This window comes from Actinoplanes awajinensis subsp. mycoplanecinus, assembly GCF_001509495.1.
Lineage (GTDB): Bacteria > Actinomycetota > Actinomycetes > Mycobacteriales > Micromonosporaceae > Actinoplanes > Actinoplanes palleronii.
This window is the reverse complement of sequence record NZ_LLZH01000343.1, coordinates 1-12,789: the sequence shown is the minus strand read 5'-3', so window position 1 is coordinate 12,789 and position 12,789 is coordinate 1. Positions and strand designations below refer to the sequence as shown.

The 12,789-nt window shown below is 71.3% G+C and carries 12 protein-coding genes and 1 pseudogene; 7 read left to right on the top strand and 6 right to left on the bottom strand.

Annotated features, from left to right (window positions below; translation table 11 throughout):
- Window positions 1–102 precede the first annotated feature (102 nt).
- Window positions 103–2,355 carry a putative bifunctional diguanylate cyclase/phosphodiesterase gene (locus ADL15_RS49015; protein ID WP_067707811.1) on the top strand — a complete coding sequence of 751 codons (2,253 nt, stop codon included), beginning with the start codon at window positions 103–105 and terminating at the stop codon, window positions 2,353–2,355.
- Here ADL15_RS49015 and ADL15_RS49010 read toward each other — a convergent pair.
- From ADL15_RS49010 to ADL15_RS48990, 5 genes and pseudogenes are all read right to left on the bottom strand, one after another.
- Window positions 2,349–3,596, bottom strand: a pseudogene (locus ADL15_RS49010) (M14 family metallopeptidase); the annotation flags it as partial. The gene ADL15_RS49015 and the pseudogene ADL15_RS49010 sit on opposite strands and share 7 nt — an antisense overlap.
- 222 nt (window positions 3,597–3,818) lie before the next feature.
- On the bottom strand, window positions 3,819–4,535 hold the full coding sequence (locus ADL15_RS49005) for a DUF6461 domain-containing protein (protein ID WP_067707805.1): 717 nt from the start codon (window positions 4,533–4,535) through the stop codon (window positions 3,819–3,821).
- Window positions 4,536–4,674: 139 nt separating this feature from the next.
- On the bottom strand, window positions 4,675–5,475 hold the full coding sequence (locus ADL15_RS49000) for an ABC transporter ATP-binding protein (protein WP_067707799.1): 801 nt from the start codon (window positions 5,473–5,475) through the stop codon (window positions 4,675–4,677).
- Complete coding sequence (locus tag ADL15_RS48995; RefSeq protein ID WP_067707794.1) at window positions 5,462–6,481, bottom strand: taurine ABC transporter substrate-binding protein; 1,020 nt, start codon at window positions 6,479–6,481, stop codon at window positions 5,462–5,464. The genes ADL15_RS49000 and ADL15_RS48995 overlap by 14 nt, the downstream gene beginning before the upstream one ends.
- A 13-nt stretch (window positions 6,482–6,494) precedes the next feature.
- Window positions 6,495–7,349 (bottom strand): ABC transporter permease, encoded by an 855-nt coding sequence (locus tag ADL15_RS48990; RefSeq protein ID WP_083972654.1) that lies wholly within the window; start codon window positions 7,347–7,349, stop codon window positions 6,495–6,497.
- A 152-nt stretch (window positions 7,350–7,501) separates the two neighbouring features.
- Here ADL15_RS48990 and ADL15_RS56280 point away from each other — a divergent pair, with 152 nt between their 5' ends.
- Genes ADL15_RS56280 through ADL15_RS48970 form a run of 5 tightly spaced genes read left to right on the top strand, consistent with a single transcriptional unit; the run spans window position 7,502 to window position 10,891 of the window.
- On the top strand, window positions 7,502–7,729 hold the full coding sequence (locus tag ADL15_RS56280; protein WP_232345106.1) for a hypothetical protein: 228 nt from the start codon (window positions 7,502–7,504) through the stop codon (window positions 7,727–7,729).
- A gap of 14 nt (window positions 7,730–7,743) precedes the next feature.
- Window positions 7,744–8,415: an amino acid ABC transporter permease gene (locus ADL15_RS48985; protein ID WP_232345105.1), complete on the top strand. Its 672-nt coding sequence runs from the start codon at window positions 7,744–7,746 to the stop codon at window positions 8,413–8,415.
- Window positions 8,412–9,176, top strand: a complete 765-nt coding sequence (locus ADL15_RS48980) for an amino acid ABC transporter ATP-binding protein (RefSeq protein WP_067707785.1) — start codon at window positions 8,412–8,414, stop codon at window positions 9,174–9,176. Before ADL15_RS48985 ends, ADL15_RS48980 begins: the two co-directional genes overlap by 4 nt.
- A gap of 18 nt (window positions 9,177–9,194) precedes the next feature.
- Entirely contained in the window at window positions 9,195–10,172 is a 978-nt protein-coding gene (locus tag ADL15_RS48975) for an ABC transporter substrate-binding protein (RefSeq protein ID WP_067707783.1), read from the top strand.
- Window positions 10,169–10,891, top strand: coding sequence for a GNAT family N-acetyltransferase (locus tag ADL15_RS48970; RefSeq protein ID WP_067707780.1), 723 nt, complete (start codon window positions 10,169–10,171; stop codon window positions 10,889–10,891). Before ADL15_RS48975 ends, ADL15_RS48970 begins: the two co-directional genes overlap by 4 nt.
- Here the strand turns inward: ADL15_RS48970 and ADL15_RS48965 are convergent.
- On the bottom strand, window positions 10,839–11,723 hold the full coding sequence (locus ADL15_RS48965; RefSeq protein ID WP_067707876.1) for a LysR family transcriptional regulator: 885 nt from the start codon (window positions 11,721–11,723) through the stop codon (window positions 10,839–10,841). The genes ADL15_RS48970 and ADL15_RS48965 overlap by 53 nt on opposite strands.
- 78 nt (window positions 11,724–11,801) lie before the next feature.
- Between ADL15_RS48965 and ADL15_RS48960 the strand changes: the two genes are divergently transcribed.
- Window positions 11,802–12,789, top strand: a 988-nt coding sequence (locus ADL15_RS48960; protein WP_232345104.1) for an aldo/keto reductase, incomplete at its 3' end; no start/stop codon positions are given.

Sequence of the window (12,789 nt, the reverse complement as noted above, 5' to 3'; positions counted from 1 at the left end):
GCGGGCATGACACGGTCCTGGGGGACGTTGTCATGCCCGCACTTTTGCTCAGATCACGCGCCCGCTCACCGATCAGGCTCATTGACCTGAAGGCGGTGGAGCATGCGACCAGTGGGACGAACGGCCGGTACGGCCGACCGGGTTCTGCTCCTGGCTGCCGTCTGGGCCGTGCTGAGCGTGCTGCTCGGCTTCCTCGGCGCCGCCGTGCACGGGCCGGCCTGGCTGCTCTGGCCGACCGGGATCGGGGCCGCGGCCACCTCCGCGTACGCCTGCCGGGTCGCCGCCGACGACGCTCTCGGCGCCGCACGGGTCTTCTGGCGCCGGATGATGATCGGCCTGGTCGTGCTGACCACCGGCACCGTCGAGCACGCCTCCCGGACGCTGCTCGCCGGGCACCCGACATCGATGGACCTGTTCGCCGCCACCTGCTACATCAGCGCGGTGGCCTGCGCCGTGCACGCCATGCTGCGGCTGCCCCGGGCGCCGCGCAGCTGGCGGGCCAACCTGGCGAACTTCCTGGACGTCGCCGTGGTCGGGGTGGCCGGCTCGCTGGTCACCTCACACTTCCTGAGCAGCACCGCGGTGCCCGCCGCGACCGGCACGCTGGCCGCCGCGATGAGCCTGATCGTCCTGATCACCGCCTGCGCCGCGACGCTCGCGGTGATCCGGGTCGGCGTGATGGGCGCCGGGCCGGTGCACGGACCGGCGTTGTGGTTCCTCGCCCCGATCGGGCTGCTGGCACCGGCCAGCTGGATGCTCACCCCGTGGACGGCGGGACGGCCGTACCTGAGCGCCACCGCGATGACGATGATCCCGCTCGGCCTGATGTTCGCCTTCGCGGCGCGCTCCCAGGTCCGCGCGCAGCGGCGCCCGGCCCAGCCGGTCGACCAGCGGCGGGCCCGGCGCTGGCGGGGCATCAGCGTGGTCCCGATCGCGGCGATCACGGTCACCGCCGTCCTGCTGGTCTCCGTCACGCTGCGCCTCGGCTACCTGCCGGCCGACCTGGCCGGCGGCTCGGTCGTGCTGACCACCCTGGTGGTGATCCGGCAGCTGGCCGCGTTGTCGGACAACACCCGGCTCACCGACCAACTGCAGGACCAGGCCAACCACGACGACCTGACCGGCCTGCCGAACCGGCGGATGTTCGCCGCCACCCTGCACCGGCGGACCGCGCCGGCCACCGTCGCGGTCTGCGACCTGGACGGCTTCGGCATCCTCAACGACCGGCTCGGCGACGAGCGGGGCGACGCGCTGCTGCGGGCGGCCGCGGCCCGGATCACCGAGACGTTCGGCGCCGACGCGTTCGTCGCCCGGCTGCTCGGCGACGAGTTCGGCGTGCTGATCCCCGGCGACCAGGACCACCAGGGCGAGCGGCTGGTCCGGGCGTTCCGGCTGCCGCTGCAGGTGGACGGGCACGACCTGCTGGTCACGGTGACCGTCGGGGTGGCCGCCGGTCGCGACGAGGTGGTGCCGGACCTGCTGCGCCGCGCCGAGCTGGCGCTCAAGGCCGCCAAGCGCGCCGGCGCCAACCACTACCAGGAGCACACCCCGGATCTTGACCAGACCGCGCAGCACGACGCCGACCTGGCCGCGGCGCTGCGCCGGGGACTGGACATGGGCGAGTTCCAGCTGGCCTACCAGCCGATCGTCGAGCTGCCCGGCGGCCGGATCACCGGGGTCGAGGCGCTGATCCGCTGGTACCCGGACGGCGGCGCCCCGGTCTCACCGGTCGAGTTCATCCCGATCGCCGAGCAGAGCGGGCTGATCCTCGACCTCGGCCTCTGGGTGATCGAGACGGCCTGCGCGGACGCGGCCCGGTGGCAGCAGCGGCACGGTGCAAACGCGCCCCGGGTCAACATCAACGTGTCGGCGCGCCAGCTGCTCGACCCGGACCTGCCGGACCAGGTGGCCTCGACGATGGCCCGCTACCGGCTGGACCCCGAGAAGATCACTCTGGAGATCACCGAGACCGCGGTCTTCGGTGGCGGCGCGGCGCTGAACACCGTGCGGGAGCTGCGGGACCTCGGGGTCGGCGTGGCCCTCGACGACTTCGGCACCGGGCAGTCCTCGCTCACCCTGCTGCGTACCTGCCCGGTCACCACCCTCAAGGTGGACAAGTCGTTCATCGACGAGCTGAACGGCACCGCCGAGCAGGAGGCCATCGCCACCTCGCTGAGCACCATCGCGGCGACCCTCGGGCTGCGCGCGGTGGCCGAGGGCGTCGAGACCAAGGCGCAGGCGGTGCGTCTCGAGGCCCTCGGTTACCGGTACGCGCAGGGGTACTACTTCGCCAGGCCCGGCCCGGCCGCGCTGATCGACACGGCGCTGGACCTGCAGCACGCGGTTCAGCAGTAGGTGGACTCCTTGCCGATCACCCGGTACGGGCAGTCGGCGATCTCGGCGAGTCGCAGCGCGGCCTCCCGGTTCCGGGCGGTCTGCGCGGTGATCACGCTGCCCGGCGGGTAGAAGCCGCCGCCGGACGTGCCCTTCGGGTACATCTCGAACGTGTACGCGAAGATCTTGTAGGTGCCCCACATCCAGTCCAGCAGGTCGCCGTCGGTGATGTAGAGGGCACTAGACTGCTCGGCGGTGTAGCTGTTGGTGGCCGCCATCTGCTTGCCCAGGGTGGCGAGCGCGTTGTTGTCGTCGGTGGTCATCCCGGTCGCGGTCTTCGCGGTGGTGTAGCCGAACGGCCACAACACCAGCTCACCGTACGAGTGGAAGTCCATCGTCGCGGTGATCTGCTGCTTGCCGCCGACCACCCGGCCGGCCACGAAGTCCCGGATCACCTTGGTCTCCGGCGCGGAGAAGGCCGACGGTCCACGGTAGGTCGCCGACGACGGCGTGGTCGACGAGCCGCCGCAGCAGCCCCAGCGGAACGAGTAGTTGCGGTTCAGGTCGGTGCCGACCGCGGTGGAGCCGGAGTTCGGCTGGCGGTTCTTGCGCCACGAGCGGTAACTGCCGGTGGCGATGTCGTACTCGGAGCCGTCCGGGTTGACCGACGGGACGATCCAGATCTCCCGGCTGTCCACGATGGTCTTGATCCGGCTGTCCGAGGCATAGTCGTCGGTGAACTCGTGCATCAGGTAGAGCGCCTGCTCGACGGTGATGTGCTCGCGGGCGTGGTGGTTCGCGTCGTAGAGCACCTCCGGCTCGGCCTCGTCGGTGGCCACGTTGTCGGAGATCTTCACGGCCACGATGTCGCGGCCCTCGTAGCTCTTGCCGAGGACCCGCTTGCTGGCGATCGCCGGGTACTTGGCGACGATCGCGTTCACGTCGGCGATCATCTCGGCGTAGTTGTGGTAGGCGGAGTCGGCGGACGGGAAGTCCAGGATCCGGTTCGCCGGTTCGACGGTGAACCCCTGCCGCTGCAGCCGGCGCACCTCGGCGGGGGTGGCGGTGATCTGCACGACGGCGTGCTCGACGCCGTCGATGGCCGCGCCGCTGCGGGCGATGGCGTTCCGCTGGGTCGCGGTGTAGACGTCGTAGACCTCGTACGCGGTCGCCGAGCTCTCGTCGACTGCGGCCGCGGCCGGTTCGGTGGCGATCAGAGCCAGTGTCAGTGCGGCGAGTGCCGCCAGGGCGCGTCGTCTCATCCCCCCATTCCATCAACATTCGTCGATGTTTACCCCATGCCAATCCACCCCGGACCCCGAGGTGATGCCCCCGGGTCGGCGGCTGGTCCGCAGGGGTGTCTCGACCCTGTCGAGACACCCCTGCGGACCAGCCAGGGCCTGGGGCGCGGCCGGGCCGGGAGCGGGGCGGGCCTGGCGCGAGACCACCACGGGACTCGGCTGTGCACTCCCAAGCCGGAGCGGTCAGGAGGGGCGGGAGGCGTAGGGGTCGGGGACCACCGCGGCCAGATACTTCGACGAGCTCAGCAGGTCCTCGGTGAACGGGACCGTGACCAGGCGTTCGGTCAGCGCGAACGCGGCCTCGGTCTCCGGGATCTCCGGTGGGCTCGGCACGCTGAGGTCCGGGCCGGTCACCTTGAGGCCGACCGCGGTCATCGCGTCGACCAGCAGGTCGGGGCGGGCGCCGGTGCGCTCGTACGCGGTGTACGGATCGAACTCCACCAGCGTCCGCCCGTTCTCGGCGAGCAGGAACCGGCCGTCCAGTTCGACGTTGCGGAAGTCGGCGACCAGCCGGGTGTCCTTGGACAGTTCGGCGACCGCGTCGGCGACCCCGTACCGGGTGTACGTCTCGACCATCAGGGCCCAGCCGGCGGCCTGGGTCACCGCGACGATCACGCCGTCGTCGGGGGCCGCGGGCAGGTCGGCCCAGCCGTAGTAGCCGACCGGCCGCCCGTCGATGCGGCGCACCACCCGTTCCGGGACGAGACCGGCCAGCCAGGTGAGGGTGAAGCACTGGGCGAGGCGCGGTTCGGACCGTTCGAACCAGGCGAAGTCGGCCGCGGTCACCTCGGCGGACGGCGGCCGGGAGGGTGCCGGGGACCGTGACGGCGCGCCCCGCCGGGCACACCCGGACAGCAGAACCGCGGACGACAGCCCGGCCAGGGCCTGGCGCCTGTTCACCCGCCGAGTACACCACGCCGGCCGGGCGCGCGTGGCCGGAACCACGCACGCCCGGAAGCCCGCCGGAACCACGCGCCCGGAAGCCCGCCGGAACCACGCGCCCGGAAGCCCGCTGGAACCACGCGCGCCCGGAAAAGGGTCAGACCGTGGCCCGGTCCCGGATCGCGTGACCGACCTCGGCGCGCAGCCTGGCGAACTCCGGCGAGCCACGCAGCTCGTCGGCCGGCACACCGGTGCGGGGCAGGTCGATCGGCAGGTCCAGGGCGATCTGCCCGGGACGCGGGGTCAGCACCACGACCCGGCTGCCGAGGAAGACCGCCTCGTCGACGCTGTGCGTGACGAAGACACTGGTCCGCCCGGACTCCGTGCTGACCTGGCGCAGGTCGTCCTGCAACCGTTCCCGGGTCAGCGCGTCCAGGGCCGCGAACGGCTCGTCGAGCAGCAGCAGCGGGTTCTCCACGGCCAGCGCGCGGGCGATCGAGACCCGCTGTTGCTGGCCGCCGGAGATCTGCCAGGTGCGGCGGTGCGCCACGTCGTGCAGGCCGACCCGGGCCAGCAACTCGTCCACCCGGGACGGGGTGGCCGGCTGTCCGGCGTACTTGAGGGCCAGGGCGATGTTGCCGCCGACGGTCTTCCACGGGAACAGCCGCGGCTGCTGGAAGACCAGGCCGGCGCCCCGGCCCGGCACCGGCGCGGTGCCCGCGGTGCGCACCGTGCCGGTGGTCGGCTGCTCGAAGCCGGCGAGCAGCCGGAGCAGTGTGCTCTTGCCGCAGCCGGACGCACCGACCAGCACCAGGAACTCACCGGCCGGAATGGTCAGGTCGACCGGCCCGACCGCGGTGACGTCCCCGTAGGAGCGGGTGACCGCGTCGATCGCGACCGCGGCCGCCACCGGGCCCGCAGGAGAACGGACGACCGCGTCAGCGTCAGCTGAGGACACCGGGCAACCCCTTGACGTAGATCGCCTTCTGCACGTCGGCGAGGGCCGGCACCGCGTCGATCTTCTGCTGACCCTTGAGGAACTCGGCGGCGGCGACCAGGTTGTCGGCGAGCTTGCCGACGCTGGCCTCGGTGCCCAGCCACTCCGGCGACGCGATGTCGGCCGGCTTCAGGAAGACGCCCTGCTTGAGCTGGTTGAGCGCGTCGTCGGCGGAGAGGTTGAGCTCGGCGCCGACCGCCTTGGACGCGGCCGCCGGGTCGTTCGCGATGAGGTCCAGGGCCTGCGCCTCGACCTTGCGCCAGGCGTCGACGGCCTCCGGGTGCGCACCGGCGAACGCGGTGGAGACCACGCCGAGGTCCAGCGTGGGCTTGCCGGCGGTGGCCAGCTCACGGCTGCTGATCAGGACCTTGCCGGTCTTCTTCAGCTCGTCGAGCGAGGGCAGCCAGGTGTACGCCGCGTCCAGGTCCCCGCGGGTCCAGGCGGCCTGGATGTCCTGCGGCTCCAGGTCCACGATGGTCAGCTCGGACTCCTTGACGCCGGCCTGCGCGAGCGCGGCGAGCAGGCTGTAGTGCGCGGTCGAGGCGAACGGGGTGGCCACCTTCTTGCCGCGCAGCGACGCCACGTCGGTGACCCCGCTGCCGTTGCGGGCGACCAGCGCCTCGTTGTCACCGGCCACGTCGAGCACGAACGCGACCTGGTACGGGATGTTCAGCGGCGCGGACAGCCCGCGCGCCACCGGGCTGGACCCGATCGCCGCGATGTCCAGGCTCTTCGCCACGAACGCGGTGTTGATACTGGCGCCCGAGTCGAACTTGGTCCACGTGATCTTGTAGTCCGGCAGCGCCTTCTCCAGCAGCCCCTGATTCTTGACGATCAGGTCGCCGCTGGGGAACGCCTGGTAGGCGATCCGGATCGCCTTCTTCTCGGGGTCACCACCACCGCTGGCGGCGCCACTGCCGCAAGCCGCGAGCGCAAGAACCGAGACAAGAGCGAGAAACTTCTTCATGAGAGGAACCCTTTTAACTAATGCCACGCCACGGGATCAGCCGTTCCTCGGCGATCCGCAGCAGGGCGTCGATGAGCAGGCCGGAGAGGCCGATGGCGAAGAGGCCGAGCACGACCACGTCGGTCTGCGAGTAGCGCTGCGCGTCGCGGATCATGCCGCCGATCCCGGGCACCCCGTTGATCGTCTCGGCGGCCACCACGGAGGAGTACGCCACGCCGACCGCCAGCCGGATCCCGGTGAAGATCTCCGGCAGGGCGCTGGGCAGCACCACGTCCCGGATCGACTGCCAGCGGCTGGCGCCGAGCGCCCGGGCCGCCTCGACCAGGCCGGACGGGGCGCCGTGCACGGCGGCGGCGGTGGCGACCGCGACCGGCGGCAGGGCGGCGATCGAGAGCAGCCACAGCTTCGGGGTCTCGTCGATGCCGAACCAGATGATGAACAGGCTGAAGTAGGCCAGCGGCGGCAGCGCCCGGACGAACGTGACCACCGGCTCGGCGATCACCCGCAGCCAGCCGACCGTGCCGAGCAGCACCCCGATCACCAGCCCGCCGGCGATGCCGATGGCCGAGCCGATCACGATGCGCCGCAGGCTGACGCCGAGGTGCTCGATCAGCAGGTGGCCGCTGTAGCCGCGGATGCCGTCGTGGGTCGTCGACGTCACGATCAGCTGGTGCCAGACCGCGGCGGGCGAGGGGACGAAGGCCGGATTGTTCAGCACCCGGGCCGAGATCTCCCACAGCAGGCCCAGCGCGACGAGCGCCAGCAGCCGCAGGGCGACACGTCGGCGCAGGCCGCCACCGGGCGCGAGCGCCGGCGCCGGCTTGGCGGTGCGTTCCGGCGCGGAGGCCGGTGCGAGCAAGGTGGTCACGGAAGGTCTCCAGGCAGAGGTACGTGGCAATGCCTGCTATTCCTATCGTGTCTATGGGGTTTATGGCAATAGCCGTCCTGGAACAACTTCGTAAAACATATTAGTTCTGTAGGACTTGTGGGAGATGTGGAGGCTTACCTACCGTCAGCGAGGTGAGCGTCCTCTCCCCACCTCGCGGGACCGGCGAGACCAAGACAACCGACGAACTGGTGGTGCCTGCCCGCCACCCCTGGCGCTGGGCCGGAACCGCCCTGGTGCTGGTGCTTCTCGCCCAGTTCGGGCACGGCCTGGCCACCAATCCCGGATGGGAGTGGGGCACCTTCACCGGCTACTTCCTCGAGAAGTCGGTGATCGACGCGCTGCTCGTCACCCTAAGCTGACCCTGGCCGGCGCGGTGCTGGGCTTCCTCGGCGGTATCCCCCTGGCCGCGATGCGGCTCTCCCGCAACCCCGTGCTGGCCGCGGTCAGCTGGACCTACATCTGGGTGTTCCGGTCCGTGCCGCTGATCGTGCAGCTGCTGTTCTGGGCCAACCTCGGCTACCTCTACGACACCCTGCAGATCGGCATCCCGTTCGGGCCCGGCTGGTCGTTCAGCACCACCAGCCTGATCAGCTCGTTCGGCGCGGCACTGCTCGGGCTGGCGCTGCACGAGGCCGCGTTCGCCGGCGAGATCATCCGGGCCGGGCTGCTCAGCGTCGACCAGGGCCAGCACGAGGCGGCCGCCACGCTGGGCCTGCCCCGGCGCCGGCAGTTCCTGCGCATCGTGCTCCCGCAGGCCATGCGGGCGATCCTGCCGAACGCCGCGAACCTGCTGGTCAACCTGCTCAAGAGCACGTCCATCGTGTACGTGCTGGCGATCGGCGAGCTGTTCTACCAGGTCCAGGTGGTCTACGGCCGCAACGGGCGGGTGGTGCCGCTGCTGATGGTCGCCACCGTCTGGTACGTCATCCTCACCGCGCTGCTCTCGATCCTGCAGTACTACGTGGAGCGCCACTTCGCCCGCGGCGCCGTCCGCACCCTGCCGCCCACCCCGTTCCAGCGCCTGAAGGCGGCGATCCGCAGATGAGCACCCCGGTCCTGGAGATCCACGGCGTGCACAAGTCGTTCGGCACCCTGGACGTGCTGCGCGGCATCGACCTGACCGCGCAGGCCGGCACGGTCACCGTGATCCTCGGCCCGTCCGGCTCCGGCAAGTCCACCCTGCTGCGCAGCATCAACCACCTGGAGAAGGTGGACCGCGGCCGGGTCCGGCTCGACGGCGAGCTGATCGGCTACCGGCAGGCCGGCGGGAAACTGCACGAGCTCGGCGAGCGGCACATCCTCCAACAGCGGGCCCGGATCGGCTTCGTCTTCCAGAACTTCAACCTGTTCCCCCACCTCACGGCCCTGGAGAACGTCGCGGAAGCGCCGATCGCGGCCTTGAAAAAGCCCAAAATCCAGGTGTACGACCACGCGCGCGAGCTGCTGGCCCGCGTCGGTCTGGCCGACAAGACCGACGTCTACCCCCGGCAGCTCTCCGGCGGTCAGCAGCAACGCGTCGCGATCGCCCGGGCCCTCGCCCTGGAACCCCGGCTGATCCTGTTCGACGAGCCCACGTCCGCCCTCGACCCGGAACTGGTCGGCGAGGTCCTCGACGTGCTCCGCGACCTGGCCGCGGCGGGCACCACGATGATCGTGGTCACGCACGAGATCGGCTTCGCCCGGGAGGCCGCCGACACCGTGATCTTCATGGACGAGGGCCGGATCGTCGAGCAGGGCCCGCCCGCGCAGGTCCTCGACCATCCCCGCCACGAGCGCACCCAGTCCTTCCTGTCCAAAGTCCTTTAACCCTTTTCAGGAGCTCCCATGCGTACAAAATTGGTGTTTGCCCTGGTGACCGCGGCGGCGCTGAGCCTGACCGGCTGCGCCGCGCCGGAGGAGAAACCCGCGGCCGCGGCCGGCAATCCATCCGCGTCGGCCGGACCCGCGCTGAACCTCGGCCCGGAGCAGAACCGGATCGTCCCGGCCAAGGACGAGGCCATCGCGGCGCTGGTCCCGGCGGACATCCGGGCCACCGGCAAGCTCACCGTCGGGGTCGGCGCGGCCGGCTCCGGCTTCCCGCCGCTCGCCTTCACCGCGACCGACAACAAGACCCTGATCGGCAACGAGCCGGACCTCGCCTACGCGGTCGCCGGCATCCTCGGCCTCGAGCCGCAGGTGGACAACGCCTCGTGGGAGAACCTGTTCATCGGCCTGGACAGCGGCAAGTACAACGTCGGCGTCTCCAACATCACGGTCACCGAGGAGCGCAAGAAGAAGTACGACTTCGCCACCTACCGCCTGGACAACCTGGCCTTCGTCACCAAGAAGGGCGCCGGCCTGAAGATCACCGGCCCGGCCGACGTGGCCGGCAAGAAGGTCGCGGTCAGCTCCGGGACCAACCAGGAGAAGATCCTGGTCGAGTGGAGCAAGGAGGCCGGGAAGCAGGGCCTCAAGCCGGTCGACATCTTGTACTACCAGACCAACCAGGCCACCTACCTGGCGCTCGGCTCCGGCCAGATCGACGCCTACCTCGGCCCGAACCCGAGCGTCGCCTACCAGGTCGCGGTCGACGGCAACCTGGAGATCGTCGGCACCTACTCCGGCGCCGGCGCCGCTCTGCAAGGCAAGATCGCGTTCACCACGAAGAAGGACAACGGCCTGGTCAAGGCGCTCGGCGCGGCGACCGACAAGCTGATCCAGAGCGGCGACTACACCAGGATCCTGCAGCGCTGGAACCTGACGAACGAGGCCGTCACCACGTCCGAGGTGAACCCCGAGGGACTCCCGATCGAGGGCAAGTGACCACGTTCATCGGTTTCGACGACGTGCTGGACAACCCGGCCTGGCACTCGCTGACCGGGGTGCACGCCCGGTTCGCGCAGGTGCACGGCCGGGCGGGCCGGTACTCCAGCGACGTGGCGCCGTTCCACGCGCTCGGCACTCCGGAGGATCCGCGGTCCTGGGCCGACCTGGCCACGCTGGTGGAGCCGGAGACCGAGGTGCTGCTCGCCGGGCTGGGCGGGCAGGCCGGGCCCGGCTGGGAACCCACCCGCAGCATCCCGGGTGTGCAGCTGATCGACGTGGCCCTCTCGTCGGCGCCCGACCCTGCCGCGATCGTGCTGGGCGCTGCGGACGTGCCGGAGATCCTCGACCTGATCGGGCGTACCCAGCCCGGGCCGTATCTCCAGCGGACCGTCGAGCTCGGCACCTACCTGGGCATCCGGGACGAGGGGCGACTGGTCGCGATGGCCGGGGAACGGCTGCACCCGCCCGGGTTCACCGAGATCAGCGCGGTCTGCACGGATCCGGCGTACCGGGGCAAGGGGCTGGCCACCCGGCTGGTCCGGGCGGTCGCGGCCGGGATCCTCGACCGCGGTGAGACACCGTTCCTGCACACCGGAGCGGCCAACACCACGGCGATCCGGCTCTACGAGAAGCTCGGCTTCGAGCTGCGCCGGCACGTGGACTTCACGGCCTACCGGTCGACAGCACGTGCCGGAAGGCCTGCGCTGCAGGTGTGAGCGGCCGGTCCCGGTGATGGATCACGCCGATCGGCGGGTGGGACGGAGCGGAGTGCAGGGCCCGGACGACGATCGCCGGGCCCTGATCACTTTCCGCCACCGACCGGGCCAGCAGTGCCACCCCGAGGCCGGCCGCGACCAGCTCGCGGATGCTCTGCGGGCTGTGCGTCTCGAACGGGACCCGGGGCGTGAACCCGGCGGTGCGGGCCGCGTCGTCCAGGATCCAGCGCAGCCCGCTGCCCTCGGGCAGACAGACGAACGACTCGTCCCGCAGCTCGCCGAGGGTGATCCGTCCGGGTCCTTCGAGCGGGTGGCCTGTGGGTAACGCGAGGACCAGCTGCTCCTCCGCGAGTGGCAGCGCGTCGAACCGGGGTGGCAGGTCGCTGTGCACCGGGCCGATCACCAGGTCCAGCTCACCGCCGTCGAGAGCACCGAGCAGACCGGTGACCAGCCCGGACCGCAGCCGCAGCGCGATACCCGGGAACTGATCGTGGAACCGGGCCAGGGCAGCGGGCAGGTCGTACCGGCCGAGCACCGCTGTCGCGCCGACCGTCACCCGACCGGTCACCACCGCGGTGATCTCCCCCAGCTCCAGCCGGGCGCCGTCCAGCTCGGCGAGCACCCGGCGGGCCCGGGCCACGAAAAGCTCCCCGGCCGGGGTCAGCGCCACCCGCCGGGTGGTCCGGGCGAACAGGGCCACGCCCAGCTCGGCCTCCAGCGACCGGATCTGCGCCGAGACCGCGGACTGGGCGACGTGCAGGCGCTCGGCGGCCCGGGTGAACCCGCCGTGCCGGGCCACCGCCTCCACGTAGGTGAGTTGTCGAAGCTCCACCCGTTCATCGTGACGCACGATGAATGCCATCGGGAACGTGTCTTGGACATATCAATCCTCCGGGACCACGCTTGGCGTATGGCTTCCCTTCGCACGATCACCCGCGGCGCGGTCGGTCTCGGTTGCATGGGGTTCTCCCAGGCGTACGGCCCGGCCGACGACGAGCAGTCGATCCGCGCCATCCGCACCGCGCTCGACCACGGCGTGCGGCTCCTGGACACCGCGATGAGCTACGGCGCCGGCCACAACGAGCAGCTGATCGGCAAGGCGATCGCCGGCCGCCCGGACGCCGTGATCGCCACCAAGTTCGGCATCGTCCGCGAACCGTCCGGCACCCGCCTCGACGCCCACCCGGACCGGGTCCGCGACTACTGCGACGCGTCCCTGCGCCGGCTCGGCGTCGATGCCATCGACCTCTACTACCTGCACCGGGTCGACCCTTCGGTGCCGGTCGCGGAGTCCGTCGGTGCGATGGCCGACCTGGTCACCGCCGGCAAGGTGCGGCACCTGGGCCTGTCCGAGGTGAGCCCGGCCCAGCTCGCGGACGCCGTCGCGGTGCACCCGATCGCGGCGGTGCAGCTGGAGTGGTCGCTGGCCTGGCGCGAACCCGAGGACGACATCATCCCGGCCGCCCGCGCCGCCGGGGCGGGGATCGTCGCCTACAGCCCGCTGGGTCGCGGCCTGCTGACCGGCGCGCTGCCCACCGGCCCGTTCGCCCCCGGCGACTTCCGCGCCGGCGACCCCCGCTTCGCGAACTCATCGTTGGCGGCCAATCTCCAGGTCGTCGCCGCTCTCGAGGCCAAGGCTCAGGGGTACGGCGTGACCACCGGCCAACTCGCCCTGGCCTGGCTGATGGCACAGGGCGACGACGTGGTCCCGATCCCCGGCACCCGCAACCCCGCCCGCATCCTCGAGAACGCCGCCGCCGCGCAGGTCACCCTCACCCCGGCCGACCTGGCCGAACTGAACGAGATCGTCCCCCGCTCCGCCTGGCAGGGCGACCGCCGCTCCTTCGCCGCCCACCACACCACCCGCACCCCCGCACCCCCCACCTGCCCCCCCCCCC

Coding starts and splice junctions, on each gene's coding strand:
- ADL15_RS48975 (WP_067707783.1), top strand. CDS start 9,195: ATGCGTACAAAATTGGTGTTTGCCCTGGTGACCGCGGCGGCGCTGAGC.
- ADL15_RS48980 (WP_067707785.1), top strand. CDS start 8,412: ATGAGCACCCCGGTCCTGGAGATCCACGGCGTGCACAAGTCGTTCGGC.
- ADL15_RS48995 (WP_067707794.1), bottom strand. CDS start 6,481: ATGAAGAAGTTTCTCGCTCTTGTCTCGGTTCTTGCGCTCGCGGCTTGC.
- ADL15_RS49015 (WP_067707811.1), top strand. CDS start 103: ATGCGACCAGTGGGACGAACGGCCGGTACGGCCGACCGGGTTCTGCTC.